Origin of the sequence: Mesobacillus sp. S13 (assembly GCF_020422885.1) — a bacterium.
GTDB lineage: Bacteria > Bacillota > Bacilli > Bacillales > Cytobacillaceae > Mesobacillus > Mesobacillus selenatarsenatis_A.
The window spans coordinates 2863648-2882230 of sequence record NZ_CP084622.1 but is presented as its reverse complement, the minus strand read 5'-3'; the positions used below and the strand labels follow the sequence as shown (position 1 = coordinate 2882230).

Here is an 18583-nt window from a genome sequence, read left to right as displayed (position 1 = left end):
TTCTTGTTTTGGAAGGGGTCTTTAACCTCGAAATGACGAGTATATTTTAGTCTTTTATCATTGGAACCCTACCAAAACCACCATAGCCACATTATTTAACAAAAAAAGCTTGCATTTTACTTTTGAAAAAATATAATATATACCCATAAGGGTATTAAGTGGGGATTTGATACTCAACATATTCATTTTTTACAACGGGAGGAATTATAATATGGGTATGCAAGCTATTACTGCTGAAAAATTAAATGATTGGGTTGTAAACAAAAAAGAGTTTTTTATTTTTGACGTAAGGAATGTAAAGGATTTTGAAGACTGGAAGGTTGAAGGGGAAAATATTGACTATCTGAACATCCCTTATTTTGATTTGATTGATGGTGTGGATGAAGTGGTTGATCAGCTTCCTAAGGATAAAGACATCGTGGTGATTTGTGCCAAGGAAGGATCTTCGGTAATGGTTGCCGAAATGCTTTCTGATGCTGGATTTGACGTGTCTTATCTTTCTGGCGGAATGAAATCGTGGAGTGAATACCTATATCCTGTAGAGGTTTACAAGGATGAAAAAATCAAAGTCCTTCAATTCATCCGCGTTGGCAAAGGCTGCCTTTCTTACATGGTTCTATCTGAAAACGAGGCGCTAGTTGTGGATCCATCCAGGTTCACGAACCGTTATACTGACATTGCTAAAAGCGAAAATGTCAAAATCACGCACATCGTGGATTCTCACCTTCATGCTGATCACCTTTCCGGCGGCAAGGAACTGGCGGAAGTCACAGGCGCGAAGTATTACCTAATGAAGAGTGAAGGAGCAGTATTTGACTTTGAAGTTCTGGAGCAGCATGATAAAATTGAATTTGAGAACATTACTCTTGAAGTTTTGGCTGTAAAGACACCAGGTCATACCCCTGGAAGTGTTTCTTTCTTTGTGAACAAAAAACTTCTTTTCTCAGGCGATACTATTTTTGTGAATGGTCTTGGCCGTCCTGACCTTGGCGGAAAGGCTGCTGAGTGGGCAAAAGACCTGTATGATACAGTTTATAGCAAAGTTTCGCAAATCGCGGATGACGTTATTGTGTTGCCAGGACACTATGCTGCCTTTGATGACGAAGTGAACGCGGAAGGTTTCATTGGAAGCCAGTTAGGTTTGATCCGTAAGCAAAACGAAATCATGGCTGGCAAAACCATTGAAGAGTTTGTCGACCATGTAGCACAATCCGCATCAAGTGAGACACCACCAAACTTTGAAGATATCGTTGCGATCAACCGCGGCGTAAAAGAAGTGACTGCAGAAGAAGCAATGGAGCTGGAAATCGGTCCTAACCGCTGCGCTGTACATCACACACATTAAAAATTCAAAGCTGTTTTAGCTTTTATTATCGATTTCGTTTGTTACGAAAAGAGCCAAATTCAAAGAGGAAAGCACCGCTTTCCTCTTTTTAAGTCTGATGAATGCTTGTGAGGTGAGAATTTTGGAAGAAGAAAAAAATAAAGCGAACCACTGTGCAGGCGGATCCTGAGGTATTGGTCCAAACCGTACAGGTGAGGAGGAAAAAGGGAAATTCTCTGGTTTTCCCCCTATATGACCGGCCACGTACGTATGGCTCCTGGCAGGAGTCATTTATTTGATTTCTAAGTTGTTCTAAACATAACCTCCCTGTAAATAATGGGAGGATACATATGCTCTTTTACAGATTCAGGAGGGAAATTTCGCATGCTGGATGTACTAATAATTGGAGGCGGGATTTCAGGTGGATCAGCTGCTATATACACTGCCCAGGGCGAGTTGTCGACGGCAGTCATTGATTCCGGGAAATCCCAAATCAAACAGGTTTCAAAGTTATTTAATTATCCTGGAGTAAAAGAAATTACCGGTTCAGAATTCCTGGAGAACATGAAGGAACAAGCACTTGCTTCAGGGGCTGAATGGTACGAGGGTACAGTAGAATCTATCGACCAAAATGAGGACGGCTATTCAGTCATTATGACAGATGGAAAAGAATTGGCTGCAAAGTATGTGGTTATTGCCACGAACCTTCAAACTTCATTGCTAGAAAAGCTTGGCTTTGAGTTAGCGGTAAATGAAAAGGTACCTAGCGGGAAGATTAAAAGGGTTTTGGGAATGAATCAAGATGGAACCACGAAACTCCCAAATCTTTATATCACCAGCTTGTTAGCGGGTCTTTCAAGTCAATCTGTCATTGCCGCAGGTCATGGCGCTTCAATCGGCATTTCGATTGTGTCAAAGGAAACAGGAAATACTTATATGTGGCATGATAAGTAATGGGGAAAGCAGGGAATGTTCCCTGCTTTTTTATTATATTTTTTAGTAAAAAGGAAGGAATGTATTTTAAAAATATTGAATATTCAAACTAGAGTGTTATAGTTAAGAGTAAACGCTTACATAATTTAACTTATTTAGGAGGTTGGTTGAATGGAGAATCTGCTGCCATACACTGTAGGTGAGTTATTGGAGGTCCAAGCTAAAAAGTATCCTGAGCACGAAGCAGTTGTTTATGCGGACCGTGACTTGAGGATGAATTACAAGGAGTTCAACATGCTGTGCCGCAAAGCTGCTAGAGGGTTGATGAAGCTGGGTGTGAAGAAAGGTGAGCATATTGCTGCCTGGTCCTCTAATACTCCGGAATGGGTAGTGTCCCAGTTTGCCACAGGAAAGATGGGGGCAGTCCTTGTTACGGTCAATACAAATTACCGGACTGCCGAATTGGAGTATCTATTAAAACAGTCTGATTCCACAACAATCATTTTGATGGAGCAATTTAAAGATGCTTCTTATATTGACATGGTCTACGAGATTGTTCCAGAGTTGAAAACGAGTGAGCCAGGCAAGCTTGAAAGCAGTACCCTGCCATACTTGAAAAATGTGATTGTAATGGGAGAAAAGCGTTTCCCGGGCACGTACTGCTGGCAAGATATCCTGGATATGGCCGGTGATGTGACAGAGGAGGAACTCGACGAGCAAATGGCCACTCTGAAGCAGAGCGATGTCATTAATATGCAGTATACTTCAGGTACGACTGGATTTCCTAAGGGAGTGATGCTGACTCATAGCAATATTGTCAATAACGCCTATAATGTCGCATCCGCAATGAAGCTTACGGATCAAGATAGATTGTGTATCCCCGTCCCATTTTTCCATTGCTTCGGCTGTGTGATGGGGACGCTCGCTTGTGCCACTGTGGGTGCTACGATGGTGCCAGTCCAGGAGTTCAGTCCAAAAGCAGTTCTTGAGACTGTCGAAAAAGAAAAGTGCACTGCGCTTCACGGAGTTCCAACGATGTTCATCGCTGAGCTGAATGATCCGGACTTCGGAAAATATGATCTGTCCTCCTTGAGAACCGGTATCATGGCTGGATCGAATTGCCCAATTGAAGTAATGAAAGCTGTCAATGAGAAAATGGGCGCTACAGAAATTACAATTGCCTACGGCCAAACAGAATCCTCTCCGGTTATCACACAAACCAGGACGAATGATCCACTGGAATTGAGGGTTGAAACAGTAGGTAAAGCCCTTCCTGAGGTTGAGGTAAAGATTGTCAAGCCAGGCACGATGGAGGAAGTTCCAAGAGGAGTTCAGGGAGAACTATGCACTCGCGGTTATCATGTGATGGATGGGTATTATAAAAATCCTGACGCAACAAGGGAAGCAATAGATGGCGAAGGCTGGCTTCATACAGGGGATCTGGCAGTAATGGATGAAAACGGCTATTGCCGAGTAACGGGCAGATTAAAAGATATGATCATCAGGGGCGGGGAAAACATTTATCCGCGTGAAATCGAAGAATTCCTGTACAGACATCCAAAAGTCCTTGATGTCCAGGTAGTAGGCATCCCAGACAGCGTATATGGCGAGGAAGTCATGGCTTGGATCATTTTAAAGGATGGAGAAGCTGCCACAGCGGAAGAAATCAAAGAATATTGCAAGGGTAAAATTTCAAAACATAAAATTCCAAGATATATCGAATTCACGGATAGCTATCCAATGACCGCATCAGGTAAAATACAGAAGTTCAAGCTGAAAGAGCAGGCCTTGGAAGCTGTGGAAGAGTTGAAAAACGTATAAAAGAGAGGATGGAATCGAGGGATTCCATCCTTTTCCTTTTTAACTATACAGTAAGGTTCAAAATGTCTAAAATTAAGCTAAGGTATATTTTGGAGGTAATACAATGCTGATTAGTGAAAAGAGTTTTAAAATTAAGGACTTGCATTACATCATTCGGTCTGCGGTCGAAAGGGATGCGGAGTCATTATCTAAGTTAAGGCTGCAAATTGATGGTGAAACTGAAAATCTTGACCGTGAACCAGGAGAGGCATTCATTGATCCGCAAGGCTTTCAAGCACTCATAAAAGCGGATTCGGAGAGTGACAGAAACCTATTTTTGGTGGCTGAAACTGATGGAAGACTTATCGGCTTTTCAAGATGCGCTGGAACTGAACTGAAGAGATTCATGCATAAGGTTGAATTCGGGGTCGGTGTTTTAAAAGAATTCTGGGGATATGGTGTCGGCAAAAACCTTTTACAGGAATCGATTTCATGGGCAGACGAGAATGGAATTAAAAAAATAACTTTGAATGTGATGGAATCGAACGAAAATGCCAAGAAGCTTTATGAAAAGTTAGGCTTTGAAGTGGAAGGCCTCTTGAAGGATGCCAAGCTTCTATCTGACGGGAAATATTATAATATGATTGTTATGGGGCGCTTAAATAATGTTGATGAGGGGGTTAGGAATGAATAAAACCTTACAGGAAGCTTTTAATCAATCAACCTATCAGTTGACCGGCCATGGCTCGCGAAATGTCCAGGTATTAAAGGATGCATTTGACAAAGTCGATGGACAGCTTGATAGTGATCTTTACGGAGAAGGAAAAGTAATCGAGAATTTTCAGGACAAGATGGTTGCGTTCCTCGGCAAGGAGAAGGCTGTTTTCTTTCCGAGTGGAACGATGGCACAACAGATCGCATTACGTATTTGGTGTGATGAGAAAGGATTGCCAAAAGTAGCCTATCATCCGTTAAGTCACCTGGAAATCCACGAGGAGGACGGACTAAAGGAATTACATAATATCAAAACCATCCTCATAGCAGATGAAACCCGTGCCATCGAGCTTAAAGATGTTGTATCCATGGAGGAGTCCGTTGCATGTCTATTGCTTGAATTGCCGCAAAGAGAAATCGGCGGGCAGCTTCCAAGCTATGAAACTCTTGAAGATATATCAAAATATTGCCGGAAGAAGGGTATAAGGCTGCATCTTGACGGAGCCAGGCTTCTGGAGGTCTTGCCTTTTTATGAAAAAACGGCTTCGGAAGTGTGCCAACTATTTGACAGTGTCTATCTCTCATTTTACAAGGGAATAGGGGGAATTGCAGGTGCAATCCTTGCGGGTGAGGATAAATTTATCGCTAAATCAAAGGTATGGAAAAGGCGATATGGAGGAGATTTGATTAGCCTTTACCCATATATTATTTCAGCAGATTATTACTTCAATCAGAAATCACACAAAATGCCGTTGTATTATGAGAATGCAAAGGAACTGGCGGACTTCTATAATTCGTGCCATTCCGTATATACTCTGCCCGAAGTTCCTGTTTCGAACATGTTTCATGTACATTTTCCATATTCCAAAGAGGAAATCGAACCAGGTTTAACAGAAGTAATGCGCAAAACAGGAGTGGGATTTATCAATCATCTAAGGGCAACAGGAGAATCTTCATGTTATTTTGAAGTAAGCGTTGGTGATCGTTATGAGAAAGTTCCTAAAGACGAAGTGAAAAGAGCCTTTCAAAAGCTTGATGAGTGGATGTTGAATAAATTTCCATCATGATTTTTTGAAATTAGCAAATATTTAAGACACTATTGACGAAATTTAGAACGTCATTTTGAACATTTTGTTACAACTGCTCTGACATTATATTAATTAATATCATAACTCCCTATAATATAGTGTATATACCTGAACCTATCGGGTTTTGGGATAATGGGGGTATGGTCTTATGAAATGGCTTTGGGTTTTAATGCTATCGACCATAAGCGTTCTATTCCTTTATAAAGGAATTGAGCTTTGGTCGGTCATTGACCATGTGGATGGGGATGGCATCGGAATAACCTTTGTAGGGTTCAGCATTAACGATAGAGTTTTAAATGAAAGCATATCGGGCTATGCACTAGGGTTTACGATTGCATCGATCATACCATTCCTAGTTGCAGCGAATATTGCTCTTAGGGATAAAATAAAAAAGAATTTAAATGCAGAAAAGATATAGATTAAGCCTGGCTCACGAAAGCCTGGCTTATTTTTTTCCAAGAGAAGATGTTACATCCGTTACAGGGCGGGAAGTATAGTAAAAAACAAAGAATGGAGGAACGATAATGTGCGGAAGGTTTTCATTGTTTGAGGATATTGGCTCCTTAAAAGAACAATTTCAATTCGATTTCCCGGATGACCTTGATGCCAGGTACAATATCGCTCCTGGACAGGACATCTTGACAGTGATCAATCATGGAGAACGAAGAATAGGTACCAGGATGAGGTGGGGATTGATTCCCTTCTGGGCGGACGATGAGAAAATAGGCTATAAAATGATCAATGCACGTGCCGAGACAGTGAATGAAAAAGCGAGCTTTAAGCATGCTCTTAAACAAAGGCGGTGCCTGATCCTTACTGATGGTTTTTATGAATGGAAAAAAGAAGGGAAACAGAAGCAGCCATACCGTTTTGGGATGAAAAATAAAAAACCTTTTGCTTTAGCAGGACTGTGGGAAAACTGGAGTAAGGACGGGAAGGAGATTACTTCCTGTACGATTATCACGACCAGTCCAAATGAAGTCACCGAAAAAGTTCATGACAGAATGCCTGTGATTCTTCCTGAAGACAAGCTTGATCTGTGGCTTGATTCTTCTGTTTATCAAACTCAAGAACTTAAAGAGCTTTTGGTTCCCTATGAGGCTGGTTTCATGGAAGTTTACCCAGTTTCGACCGCAATAAATTCGGCCAAAAATGAAGGTAAAGACTTAATTGCTCCAATAAACAGCTTGTAAAAAAACACTCTTTCACCCTTCGATGTTTAATACAAGTCTTGATGGTGGTATAGAAAGACACAGCCAAACACCAAGATGAAAAACATCCTGGAAAGAGGGGTTAACATGAATGGTTTTACTAAAACAGGATTTTATGAGCTGATTTACAAGAATGAACGTTTTTCTTTTTTACAATATATTCGAAAAGATGTAATATGTGATGTTTGCTATATAACTTTGAAAAATGTAATTACTGGTGAAACAATGACATTTGATCAATCAGAAGTGCGTGGTCTGAAAATAGCAGGGGAAGAAGCGAATGCCAGCTAACTGTTGCCTAATGGATCATCTTTTCTTTATACTGTAGTATAGAAACTTAATTAAAGGAAGTGCAGAAGATGATTCACTCCAACTGGCATGAGCGCGAAACAATTAAGAAACTGAAATGCGTTCACACAGATGCAAAGAAATACATTGTAAATGACAAGCTGACATCTGGAAAGGTATATGATGTCAAAAACGAGACTGAGGAATTTTATTTCATAGTTGATAATTCAGGCAAGGTTGGCGGTTATTACAAAGATTATTTTGAAGAGGTAAAATGAGTTAGCAGGCTGCACTGAAAATGTGCCGCCTGCTTTTTCGTTCATAGTAGGAATTCCCAGAATATATTCCATGGTGGTATGATAAATGAAAAAAGGACCAAACAGGGAGATGGGAAGATGGATGAAAAAATCATTCTCGAAGGGAATACTGTGAAGCTGGTGCCGATGGAAACCAGTCATCTTGATGGTTTGTGGGATGCCGGTCATAATCAGTCAATATGGGAGTTTACATCTTCGAAGGTCAGAAATAAAGCCGAAATGAAAAAAATCATTGTATCGGCAATAGCAGAGAGGGAGAAAGGAACCCAACTTCCATTTACCGTTATTGATAAGAAAACGGGTAAAATAGTCGGAAGCACAAGGTTCATGGATATTTCCGAAGTTCATAAATCACTTGAAATCGGCTGGACATGGTACAACCCGGAATATTGGAGAACAAGGATAAATACTGAATCGAAGTTTCTTTTGCTCCAGTATGTTTTTGAAACAATGGGATTAAATAGGGTGCAGTTTTGTACTGACTCCAGGAATGTACGCTCCCAGGCTGCTATTGCTCGTCTCGGTGCCGTAAGAGAAGGGGTGCTCCGCAAGCATCGAATCATCGCTGATGGTTATGTAAGGGATACCGTTGTTTTTAGCATTCTGAAAGAAGAATGGCCAAAGATTAAAAGAGAGTTACAGGAAAAAATGAAGTGAAATCAGTAGCAAAAGGAAGGTTATTTCTTTGGTATATTTAGGAGTTGGGCTTGGGGGAATGTTAGGCAGCCTCTTGCGATACTTGGTCAGTCTAAGTACAAATAATATTTTAAATAATGGATTTCCAATGGGAACGCTGATCGTCAATTTTGCTGGCTCGTTATTCTTAGGTTGGTTTACGGCCCGAATCGTAGAAAGAAGTAAATGGAATCCTGTGCTGATGGCTACCATAGGTACGGGACTGACAGGGTCATTCACCACTTTTTCCACCTTCAGTTTAGAAACCATGATGATGATTGAGAAAGGCAGTATAGGATTTGCGGTATTCTATGTGCTTCTCAGTGCCGTTGGGGGCCTGCTTCTTGCAACAGCAGGCTATAAACTTGGTGCAGAACCTGGCAGGGAGGGTGCAAAGTGAATGGATTTTTAATTGTAGCCTTAGGCGGGATGGCAGGAGCCCTTTCAAGGTTCTGGGTTCAAAAAGTAATGCCTAAATCAGTTTTGCCGACCGCCACACTTACTGTGAACCTTCTTGGGTCTTTTTTGCTCGGGTGGATTGTCAGTGAAGGAATCCATGGGAACCTTTATCTTTTTGCTGCCACAGGCTTTATGGGATCATTCACCACTTTTTCAACTCTGAATGTTGACTTAGTGAAATTAATGAACAACAAACAAAGTAAACCGGCCATGGTCTATGTGCTCAGTACTTATATCGGCGGTCTCATCAGTGCAGCAGCAGGGTTATATATAGGCAATCTATTATAGAAACGAAAAACACCAAATTGAACTGCACCCTCATTGTTAGTGATATGTCTAACAATTTAAGTGCAGTGCATTCTGGTGTTTTTTTATTGATTATTATTTTAATTCTTTTTTCTTTTTCAAAAGCTCTGATAGGTCCTTATCGAGTTGCTCATATCCAGGTTCATCCCTTGTCATGAAAGACAGCCTGCCAATTATGGCGTTGATTTCATTTTGCAGTACCATCAATTGCTCTGCTTTGTCCTTACCATCTTGTTTAGGCAAAGAACTTTTGCTGTTCAACTCTTTCATGCCGAATTCTTTTCTGCTGATTTTTCCGTTATCGATCACTAATATTCTGTCACTGATTTTCTCTTGGAAATAAACATCATGGGAGACCACCAGGATCGAACCATGGAAATTCAATAGTGTTTTTTCAAGACTTTCCCTGCTGGCAAGGTCGAGGTGATTCGTCGGTTCGTCCAGGATCAGCAAATCGATTTCAGCCAACAGCATCATCACAAGCTTCACTCTCGTCCGCTCACCAAGACTCAGGTGGCTTAATGGTACGATAAGCTTTTCTTCTGGGAGCCCCATATTGGCAAAAATAGTCCTCGCTCTGCCAATAATTTCTCTGTCTGAAAGTCCAGTGTACTCAAGTGCCGTTTTATCTTGTGGGAGGTCTGATACATCCTGGCTAAGGTATCCGATTTTTAATGTCCCACTGACCCAAACCTCACCGGATGTTGTTTTTTCTTCACCTAGCAATATTTTTACCAGCGTAGATTTCCCGCTGCCGTTTTTGCCTAAAAGGGCCATTCTTTCTCCGTGGTTCATATAAAAATGGCTATCTTTAAACAAACAGCGGGTGCCGAAGGACTTTGACAGCCCTCGAGCTTCTAAAATACGTTTCCCTTTCTTTCGGCCATCCTGAAATTCGAAACGGACCTTCGCCTCTTCCTTGGGTTGTTTTACCTCATTTTTTTCAAGCTCTTGATTCAACCGTTTCATCTTCGACTTTATTTGATTATCCATCTTCTTTGCCTTCATCCGATGGTATTCCTTATAGCCGATTTGCCTTCTTTCAGAAGGAGAACCTTGTTTCGTCGAATCCCTGTGGGCTTTTTCCGACCAGTTTTTAAGATTAGCCATTTGCTGTTCAATTTGTTGCTTATGTTTCTGCTGGATTTCGTATTGATGAAGCTGGATTTCATACAGTCTTTCTTTTTCCTTACGGTAAGAAGAGTAATTACCTTTAAATAAGCTAGTTAAACCATCCTCAATTTCGATTATGTCTGTAACGGTTCGGTCGAGGAAATATCGATCATGTGAAATGATGACAACGGCCCCTTTGAAATTATTCAATTCGTCGATCAGCCATTCTACACCCTGCAAGTCCAAGTGGTTTGTCGGCTCATCCAATATAACAAGTTCGGGCCTGCTTGCCCATACAGCCGCGAGTGATATTTTCAGCTTTTCTCCGCCGCTTAACTTATCCCAATCAGTACTTGTCAAATCAACTTCCTTATTAAGTCCTAACTGGCTTGAAAGCTGAAAGAGATTCCCTTCCATAAGAGAATAGCGATCCTCCAATTCATGAATGGCATATTCAGTTGATTGTTTTAGATAACCAATATTCAAGCTTCTGTTAAAAGTGTCGACCATCCCTTTGTCAGGGGTTAGACTAGCATTTATGATGTTCGCTAAAGTAGTCTTACCAGCACCATTGTTTCCCACAAGGCCAATTCTGCTGTCTTTTTTTATATCCAATTCAGCATTTTTCAGTATTTGCTTCTCATTAAAGCTCTTTTCAATACCTCTTATTTTCATGATTGTCATAAAGAATTCCACCTTTCGTTTTGTGACTAGTGAATGAAGGTGAGTATTTTCTCCATCAAAAAAACCTCCCAGATGTTTTCCCGGAAGGTTCTGCAATGGCAATCACAATTGATTCATGCGCCACGAAACAAGCATAGGAATGCCAAAAGGCTATATGCTTACATCTGGCTATAAATCGACTTGGAATGGCTTAAAGGGCAGACTAATCCTATTTCCGGGCAACACGTTTTTTCATATTTGAAAAATCGGGCAGAAAATAAGATTAGTATTTCATCGGCTCTTTACCATTCCCTTCGAATATCATTAATTCACAGTATAACTTGATGGAATATTTGGTGTCAACCATAATATTCCACAAAAAAAGCCTGGCTATATGCCAGGCGGATTACTTACACTTGTTGTTCAACTTTTACAGAAGTATCTTTAGTTTGATAAATTTTCCTCGCTAATAATGTTTGGATAATAAGGAAAATTCCCCCGATCGTCCAGTAAAGCGGAAGGGCAGAGGGGGCGTTCAGCGAGAACATGACAATCATGATCGGTGACAGCATCCCCATGATCTTCATTTGCTTCTGCTGTTCTGCGGTCATGTTCATCATGCTTACCTTAGACTGAAGGAAATAGATCACACCAGCTGCTGCGGTAATCCATACATCCGAATGTCCAAGGTTAAACCAAAGGAATGAATGGCTGGCAATTTCAGCAGAACCTCTAATTGCATAATAAAGACCCATTAAAATCGGCATTTGGATCAGCATTGGCAGACACCCAACTGAAAGTGGATTCACTCCATGCTTTTGATAGAGGCCCATCATTTCCTGTTGTAGCTTCCGCTGCTCAGCAGGATCTTTGGTTCCTTTTAGTTTCTTCTGGATTTCATCCATTTCTGGCTTCACGATTTCCATTTTTTCTTTCATGTTCTGCTGGTTTTTATATTGTTTTAACATTAGCGGCATTAATACCAGTCTGATCAACAAGGTGATCATGATGATTGCGAGCCCGTAACTTCCACCGGTCAGACCTGCAAAAAGCTGAATCAGCCAAGTGAAGGGATTAATAAATGTTGTCTGGAAAAAGGAACCTTCGCTGGTCATAGCCTGGCAGCCAGTTAATAGGATTGGTATAGATAGAATAAAAATCATGGTGTAAAGCTTTTTCATTTTTCTCCTCCTAAATTATAGCTTAGTCATTCACTAAAGGAGAAAAATGGCTGTCTTCATCACCGGGATCAATCTTTATTCTTATTCGTTTAAGGATTCGCAGTTGAAATCTTGTGATGAGGTCAGCTTTGTTTTTAAAAGCTGCATCATAATCAGATGACTTCATTTTGATTTGTAAAATATACGAGTCTATAAATGAAGGGTTACTGAACATCCACAGTGCGGACATCGACATGCTTATTAACACGGTCAAATAAACACTATAAACCGCTGTTGCATCCACGGATTGTGCATATAACTCAAGCATCATGCCATCACCTCTTTCATTTTTTGACTCATTAATCAAGTATATTTGAACAATGGCCTATTATCAATATACGATTAAAGGAAATGAAAAGTTTCGTTTCCCAGACATTGTAAATATTATGCGGGTTTCAAATGGAAGAAAAGAGGTTAAGTATATAGAACAAATCTTCAATATAAACAGCGCCTATTCGAAAGGGGTAGCGATTATGAAAAAAGTATATGGATTAATGGTCAATTCAGGAGATGCTGATGAGATGCTCTGGGATCATGGAGTATGGGAAACCGAAGAAGCGGCAAATGAAAATATAGAAAACGAAATGTCTTCCATAAGTGGGGTTTGGGTGGGGGAAATACAGGTCAATGATGGAATTCCAGAAGCAGCAGAATACGTTGAGGAAGAAATGGTAGAATGCGCATTATGTGGTGTCGAATATAACCCGGAAGATGTCAACACAGATGATTACGACGAAGCAGTGTGCATCAACTGTGAACCAGGTTACAAGGAAAATATGAATATAGCATAAAGCCATGGACTATTTCATGGCTTTTTTATATTTCGCTCTAAATATGTCAATAATGGCAAAGAGGAAAAAAGAATTGGTTAAACTAGTATTGTTTTTTCTTGAAAAAAGCATGGTAAAACTGAAACGTTTTTAAAAATAAGGAAAAATATGAATTCGAAAGGGATTGGAGTGGAATAATTGGAAGAAGTTAATTTACATCATATTTTTGAAACTGGATTCTTTTTAGTGTTGATAGCTGCCGGGATTACTGCAATAGCAAAGAAGGTAAAACAGCCCTATCCCATAGCACTTGTGATAGTCGGCGCATTAATAGGTTTGTTTAATATTCCATTGCTTGAGCCTCTAAAAATGTTCATTACCGAAGGGGAAATATTTAATTTTGTCATCATTACTCTCTTTCTCCCCGCTCTTCTCGGGGAAGCAGCCTTAAAGCTTCCATTTTCACATTTAAAGGAAAATAAGAAACCGATACTGGCTCTGGCATTTGGCGGAACTTTATTGTCATTCCTGATCATTGGGTTCACAGCCCACTTCTTTTTAGGTCTATCACTTCCAGCTGCTTTTGTTTTTGGAGCATTGATGAGTGCGACTGATCCCGTCAGTGTATTATCCATTTTTAAAAGTGTAGGGGTTAAAAAGAGGCTTTCAGTGGTAATTGAAGGAGAAAGCTTGTTCAATGATGGACTGGCGGTAGTCCTTTTCAAAATTTCTGCCTTTTCTTTGATATCTTATCTGGATGCAGGATGGTCAGGTCTTGGCATGGGGTTATGGGATTTCATAAGGGTTATTTCTCTTGGCTTGATTGTAGGAGGAGCTTTAGGATATGGATTTTCTGTATTAACCAAGTATTTTGATGATTATCCATTGGAAATCATTTTTAGTATTCTCTTGTTTTATGGCTCCTTCCTGATAGCTGAAAGCTTGCACGCTTCCGGTGTCATTGCAGTTGTTGTCGCAGCCCTTATCTTTGGGAATTTTGGCTCGAAAATAGGAATGAGCCCGACAACAAAATTGAACATTAATAATTTTTGGGATGTTGCAGCATTGTTGGCCAACTCAATTGTCTTTTTAATGATTGGGCTCGAAATTACAAGAATTGATATGACTGAGAAATGGGGTATGATCGTCTTAGCCATTTTCGTTGTCCTCGTTGCCCGTAGTGCGGCAGTTTATACAAGCATGTCATTCATTAGGGATTTCAGTGTAAGGTGGAAGCATATTTTAAACTGGGGAGGACTGAAGGGCTCACTCTCCATTGCACTTGTATTGAGTCTTCCAAGAAGTTTTGATGGCAGGGAAGATCTCTTGATATTGGCTTTCAGTGTCGTCCTGTTTTCGCTTGTAGTACAGGGTTTAACGATCAAGCCTCTTATTTCCTTTTTGGGAATAAACAAAAAAGAGGAGGAATATGGGGAATATGAATTGCTGCTTTCACAACTCCATAGGTATGAAAGTGCACTCAAAGAAATAAATGATGCAAAAGGGAAGTTCTATCTTACAAAAACGGTCACAGATGAATATGTAAGTAAGTATCAGCAAAAAATGGAAATAACAATTGCTGAATTGGATGAATTATACCGCAGGAAACCTGAATTAAAGGAAAAGCAATATGAGACTTTACGGAAGGTTATATTTTACGCTGAGCACGAAGCAGTTGATAAGCTATCAAAGGAAGAAATCATATCTTCAGAAACAGCTGAAACAGAACGCAGGAAACTAACGGAAACTATAGTGGAACTTTCCCATGACAAAGAAGGCTGACAAGTTGTCGGCCTTCTTTTTTTCTATCCCCAGTAAGTAATGGTATCCAAGATGCCTACAAAGATCAAAATGAATCCGGTTGTTTTTTGTACGGCCATCCCGAATTTGCGGCCTTTCTTCATCAATGCTCCATTCAGGCCTATGTAGGAGATGATTGCCGCAAAGATGATCAGCGGGATGGAAGTGCCAATAGCAAATACGGAGGGAAGCACAGCTCCGTATGTTGTATTCAGGACGATCGGCATCAGAGTAAAGAAGAATAAGGAAAACATTGTAGGGCAGAATGCGATGGAAAAGCTTACCCCCATTAAAAACGAGCCTGTTTTTCCGCTTCCTTTCCACTGTGGCAGAACTGAAGTCAAGGTGTTAATCCAATTAAATGCGAAGAGTCCAAGTAATGACAGGCCAATCAGGATGAAAAGGGGACCCATCAATTTACGGAACCAGGAGAAAAATTCTGGCAAAACTTGCTGGAAGCTCTGTCCAACCAGCCAGACTGCAAGGCCCAGAAGTGTAAAGACCATAATTTTACCAAGCATGAAAAAGAAAATCTCGACCCACTGGCCTTTTGATTGCAGGCTCCTATTGCCATAGTAGGTAATAGCACCAATATTTCCTGTCAGCTGGCATGGGGCAAGCGCGCCGACAAGTCCTAACAGGAAGCTGGCCAATAAGGGGATTTGTTCAGTCTGATTAACAAGTGTAAAAAAAGGGCTGCTCAACCAGCTACTGATTTCAGAAAACAATTGATACATACAATTCCTCCACTATAACCAAGTAGCTCTATGATACTAAAAAAATATCAAAATAGTATGCAGAAAAAAACAGCAGGGACAAATCCTGCTGTTAATGATTATATATATGGGCCGTCAATAGTTTATAGGCATTCTCCGCTTCATCTTCTGATGGAGGTTCGACATCTTTAAGTGGATACTCGAGGCCTAATGCTTCCCATTTATAAACACCAAGCTTATGATATGGCAAAACTTCAAGTTTCTGAACATTTTCCAGTGTGCCAATAAACTCACCTAATTTGGAGAGGTCCTCCATCTCATTGGTGATGCCCGGGACAAGGACATGACGGATCCAGATAGGTACTTGATGATCGGATAAAAAGCGAGCAAAATCCAATATATGATCATTTGCCATACCTGTCAGTTTGATATGTTTTTTTCGATTGATATGCTTTAAATCTAATAGGATCAGGTCAGTATAATTTAAAAGCTCTGCCAGCTGCTCCTGAAAAAGGGGAGCAGTTGAGTAACAACCTCCAGAAGAATCAATGGTAGTGTGTACTCCGAGCTTTTTGCACTCCTTGAAGAGTTCCGTAATGAAAGGAATCTGTAATAGCGGTTCACCGCCGCTAACTGTGATGCCGCCCCCTGATGCTTCAATGAAAGGCAGGTAGGCTTTTAAATCATCGATGATCTCGGAAACAGACATTTGTTTGCCCGTGCCAATTTCCCAGGTGTCTGCGTTATGGCAAAATTGACAGCGCAGGAGGCACCCCTGTGTAAAGATGACATAGCGAATCCCAGGTCCGTCTACGGTTCCGAAGGTTTCAATAGAATGAATGTTTCCGATCATGATGATTTCTCCTTTCTATAAAACAGGAGTTTCCGCCACAGGGGACGGAAATCCTGTTTCTTAACACATAATTTATTTACATTGTTTCATGGAATGTCCGGTTAATGACATCCAGCTGCTGCTCACGTGTAAGCTTGATGAAGTTTACTGCGTATCCAGAAACGCGGATTGTCAGCTGTGGATACTCTTCAGGATGCTCCATAGCGTTCAATAGAGTTTCTCTGTTGAAGACGTTGACGTTTAAGTGATGTCCTTCTTTGATCGCATAGCCATCAAGGATGGATACTAGGTTATTTGTCCGGCTGTCTTCATCTTTTCCAAGTGCTTTTGGCACGATGGAGAAAGTATTTGAAATGCCGTCCATTGCATAGCTGTATGGCAGTTTTGCTACAGATGACAGGGAAGCAAGAGTTCCTTTAGTATCACGGCCGTGCATTGGGTTAGCACCTGGAGCGAATGGTTCGCCAGCGCGGCGTCCATCTGGTGTATTGCCAGTCTTTTTGCCATAAACGACGTTTGAAGTAATCGTTAAGATTGACATCGTATGCATAGAATTGCGATACGTCGGATGCTTGCGCAGCTTTGTCATGAAGTTTTTCACGAGTTCAACCGCGATGCTGTCAACACAATCATCGTTGTTTCCATACTTAGGGAAGTCGCCTTCAGTTTCAAAATCAACGGCAATGCCGTTTTCGTCACGGATTACTTTTACCTTCGCATTCTTGATTGCGCTCAATGAGTCTGCTACTACGCTTAAGCCAGCAATACCTGTAGCCATCGTGCGAAGGACTTCAGTGTCATGCAGTGCCATTTCGATTCTTTCGTAGCTGTATTTATCATGCATATAGTGGATGACATTGAGAGTGTTAATGTAAAGGCCAGCAAGCCATTCCATTACATTATCGAATTTTTCCATGACTTCTTTGTAGTCAAGTACATCGGAAGTGATTGGGCTAAATGCAGGAGCCACTTGGACCTTAAGCTTTTCATCAACACCGCCATTAATTGCATATAGCAATGCTTTTGCCAGGTTTGCGCGAGCTCCGAAGAATTGCATCTGCTTTCCGATTTCCATCGCTGACACGCAGCATGCGATACCATAGTCATCGCCATATTCACAGCGCATCAAATCGTCATTTTCATACTGGATTGAGCTCGTTTTGATGGACATTTCAGCACAATACTTCTTGAAATTCTCAGGCAGGGCAGGTGACCATAGCACTGTCAAGTTTGGTTCTGGTGCAGGGCCGAGATTATCAAGTGTATGAAGGAAACGGAAAGAGTTCTTTGTAACAAGTGATTGCCCGTTATGCGCCATTCCGCCAATTGATTCTGTTACCCAGGTAGGGTCACCGCTGAATAATTCATTGTAATCAGGTGTACGTGCGAATTTCACCAGGCGAAGTTTCATGACGAAGTGGTCAACGATTTCCTGTGCTTCTTTTTCAGTAAGTGTGCCATTTTGAAGGTCGCGTTCAATATAGATGTCAAGGAATGTTGCAACGCGTCCAAGGCTCATCGCTGCGCCATTCTGTTCTTTGATTGCTGCAAGGTATGCGAAGTAGACCCATTGGAAAGCTTCCGTTGCATTAGTTGCTGGCTTGGAAATATCATAACCATAGCTCTCTGCAAGCTGCTTCAATTCATTCAATGAACGGTATTGCTCAGAGATTTCCTCTCTCAGGCGCATGGTGTCCTCAGTCATGACATTGCTAGTCATCCCATGGTCTTTCTTCTTTTGCTCCATCAGGAAGTCAACACCATAAAGAGCTACACGACGATAGTCACCAATGATACGGCCGCGGCCATAAGCATCTGGCAAGCCAGTAATGATTCCGGCTTTGCGAGCCTGAAGCATTTCCTTTGTATAAACATCGAATACACCCTGGTTATGCGTTTTACGGAAGTCGGTAAAGATTTTCTCGACTTCTTTATCCAATTCAAAACCATATGCTTCACAAGCAGCCTTAGCCATGCGAATGCCGCCGAAAGGCTGCATAGAGCGTTTGAAAGGCTGATCTGTCTGGAAGCCTACAACCTTTTCTTTTGACTTATCAAGATATCCTGGGCCATGGGAAGTAATCGTGGAAACAACCTTGGTATCCATATCAAGGACACCGCCATTGTCACGTTCCTGTTTCGTTAATTCCATTACCTGCTGCCATAATTGAAGTGTTTCTTCAGTTGCACTTTCTAGGAAGCTGGAATCACCAACATATTCAGAGAAGTTCCTTAGGATAAAGTCCCGAACATTGATTTCATCCTGCCAAGCACCATTTTTAAAGCCTTTCCATTGTTCCATTTAAGTTCACCTCTAAAATAGATGTTTATAT

At 41.0% G+C, this 18583-nt stretch carries 20 protein-coding genes; 14 read left to right on the top strand and 6 right to left on the bottom strand.

The features are described from left to right. The first annotated feature begins 211 nt into the window (after positions 1-211). The 12 genes from LGO15_RS14720 (at position 212) to crcB (LGO15_RS14665) (ending at position 9097) form a co-directional block, all read left to right on the top strand. Entirely contained in the window at positions 212-1345 is a 1134-nt protein-coding gene (locus tag LGO15_RS14720) for an MBL fold metallo-hydrolase (RefSeq protein WP_226085171.1), read from the top strand. 363 nt (positions 1346-1708) lie between these two features. Continuing rightward, on the top strand, positions 1709-2278 hold the full coding sequence (locus LGO15_RS14715) for an FAD-dependent oxidoreductase (protein WP_226085170.1): 570 nt from the start codon (positions 1709-1711) through the stop codon (positions 2276-2278). A 159-nt stretch (positions 2279-2437) separates the two neighbouring features. Then, positions 2438-4078, top strand: coding sequence for an AMP-binding protein (locus LGO15_RS14710; RefSeq protein ID WP_226087899.1), 1641 nt, complete (start codon positions 2438-2440; stop codon positions 4076-4078). A gap of 103 nt (positions 4079-4181) precedes the next feature. Beyond that, on the top strand, positions 4182-4751 hold the full coding sequence (locus LGO15_RS14705) for a GNAT family N-acetyltransferase (protein WP_226085169.1): 570 nt from the start codon (positions 4182-4184) through the stop codon (positions 4749-4751). Further along, entirely contained in the window at positions 4744-5838 is a 1095-nt protein-coding gene (locus LGO15_RS14700; RefSeq protein ID WP_226085168.1) for a threonine aldolase family protein, read from the top strand. Before LGO15_RS14705 ends, LGO15_RS14700 begins: the two co-directional genes overlap by 8 nt. Before the next feature lie 169 nt (positions 5839-6007). Continuing rightward, the gene (locus LGO15_RS14695) at positions 6008-6277 is read left to right on the top strand and encodes a hypothetical protein (protein ID WP_226085167.1); all 270 of its coding nucleotides are present in this window, start codon (positions 6008-6010) and stop codon (positions 6275-6277) included. A gap of 106 nt (positions 6278-6383) precedes the next feature. After that, complete coding sequence (locus LGO15_RS14690; RefSeq protein WP_226085166.1) at positions 6384-7052, top strand: SOS response-associated peptidase; 669 nt, start codon at positions 6384-6386, stop codon at positions 7050-7052. A 105-nt stretch (positions 7053-7157) separates the two neighbouring features. Beyond that, on the top strand, positions 7158-7361 hold the full coding sequence (locus LGO15_RS14685; protein WP_167833656.1) for a hypothetical protein: 204 nt from the start codon (positions 7158-7160) through the stop codon (positions 7359-7361). A gap of 68 nt (positions 7362-7429) precedes the next feature. After that, the gene (locus tag LGO15_RS14680; protein ID WP_167833655.1) at positions 7430-7636 is read left to right on the top strand and encodes a DUF6501 family protein; all 207 of its coding nucleotides are present in this window, start codon (positions 7430-7432) and stop codon (positions 7634-7636) included. Between the two features lie 117 nt (positions 7637-7753). Further along, positions 7754-8332, top strand: coding sequence for a GNAT family N-acetyltransferase (locus LGO15_RS14675; protein WP_226085165.1), 579 nt, complete (start codon positions 7754-7756; stop codon positions 8330-8332). Positions 8333-8360: 28 nt separating this feature from the next. After that, positions 8361-8750, top strand: coding sequence for a fluoride efflux transporter CrcB (crcB, locus tag LGO15_RS14670; RefSeq protein ID WP_226085164.1), 390 nt, complete (start codon positions 8361-8363; stop codon positions 8748-8750). After that, positions 8747-9097: a fluoride efflux transporter CrcB gene (gene crcB, locus LGO15_RS14665; RefSeq protein ID WP_226085163.1), complete on the top strand. Its 351-nt coding sequence runs from the start codon at positions 8747-8749 to the stop codon at positions 9095-9097. Before crcB (LGO15_RS14670) ends, crcB (LGO15_RS14665) begins: the two co-directional genes overlap by 4 nt. A gap of 93 nt (positions 9098-9190) precedes the next feature. On the opposite strand, the gene abc-f is transcribed toward crcB (LGO15_RS14665), so the two are convergent. The 3 genes from abc-f to LGO15_RS14650 form a co-directional block, all read right to left on the bottom strand. Then, positions 9191-10912 carry a ribosomal protection-like ABC-F family protein gene (gene abc-f / locus LGO15_RS14660; protein WP_226085162.1) on the bottom strand — a complete coding sequence of 574 codons (1722 nt, stop codon included), beginning with the start codon at positions 10910-10912 and terminating at the stop codon, positions 9191-9193. Positions 10913-11301: 389 nt separating this feature from the next. Continuing rightward, positions 11302-12072, bottom strand: coding sequence for a membrane protein insertase YidC (gene yidC / locus LGO15_RS14655; protein ID WP_167833650.1), 771 nt, complete (start codon positions 12070-12072; stop codon positions 11302-11304). 22 nt (positions 12073-12094) lie between these two features. Next, the gene (locus tag LGO15_RS14650; RefSeq protein ID WP_226085161.1) at positions 12095-12382 is read right to left on the bottom strand and encodes a hypothetical protein; all 288 of its coding nucleotides are present in this window, start codon (positions 12380-12382) and stop codon (positions 12095-12097) included. 202 nt (positions 12383-12584) lie between these two features. On the opposite strand from LGO15_RS14650, the gene LGO15_RS14645 reads away from it, so the two are divergent. Together LGO15_RS14645 and LGO15_RS14640 are read left to right on the top strand one after the other, a co-directional pair. After that, positions 12585-12902, top strand: a complete 318-nt coding sequence (locus LGO15_RS14645) for a hypothetical protein (RefSeq protein ID WP_226085160.1) — start codon at positions 12585-12587, stop codon at positions 12900-12902. A 177-nt stretch (positions 12903-13079) separates the two neighbouring features. Continuing rightward, positions 13080-14663, top strand: coding sequence for a cation:proton antiporter (locus LGO15_RS14640; RefSeq protein ID WP_226085159.1), 1584 nt, complete (start codon positions 13080-13082; stop codon positions 14661-14663). A 23-nt stretch (positions 14664-14686) separates the two neighbouring features. Here the strand turns inward: LGO15_RS14640 and LGO15_RS14635 are convergent, their stop codons facing one another. The 3 genes from LGO15_RS14635 to pflB form a co-directional block, all read right to left on the bottom strand. Further along, on the bottom strand, positions 14687-15418 hold the full coding sequence (locus tag LGO15_RS14635) for an urease accessory protein UreH domain-containing protein (protein WP_226085158.1): 732 nt from the start codon (positions 15416-15418) through the stop codon (positions 14687-14689). Positions 15419-15509: 91 nt separating this feature from the next. After that, positions 15510-16250: a pyruvate formate-lyase-activating protein gene (gene pflA, locus LGO15_RS14630; RefSeq protein ID WP_226085157.1), complete on the bottom strand. Its 741-nt coding sequence runs from the start codon at positions 16248-16250 to the stop codon at positions 15510-15512. A 76-nt stretch (positions 16251-16326) separates the two neighbouring features. Next, complete coding sequence (gene pflB / locus LGO15_RS14625; protein ID WP_226085156.1) at positions 16327-18552, bottom strand: formate C-acetyltransferase; 2226 nt, start codon at positions 18550-18552, stop codon at positions 16327-16329. Positions 18553-18583: the final 31 nt, after the last annotated feature.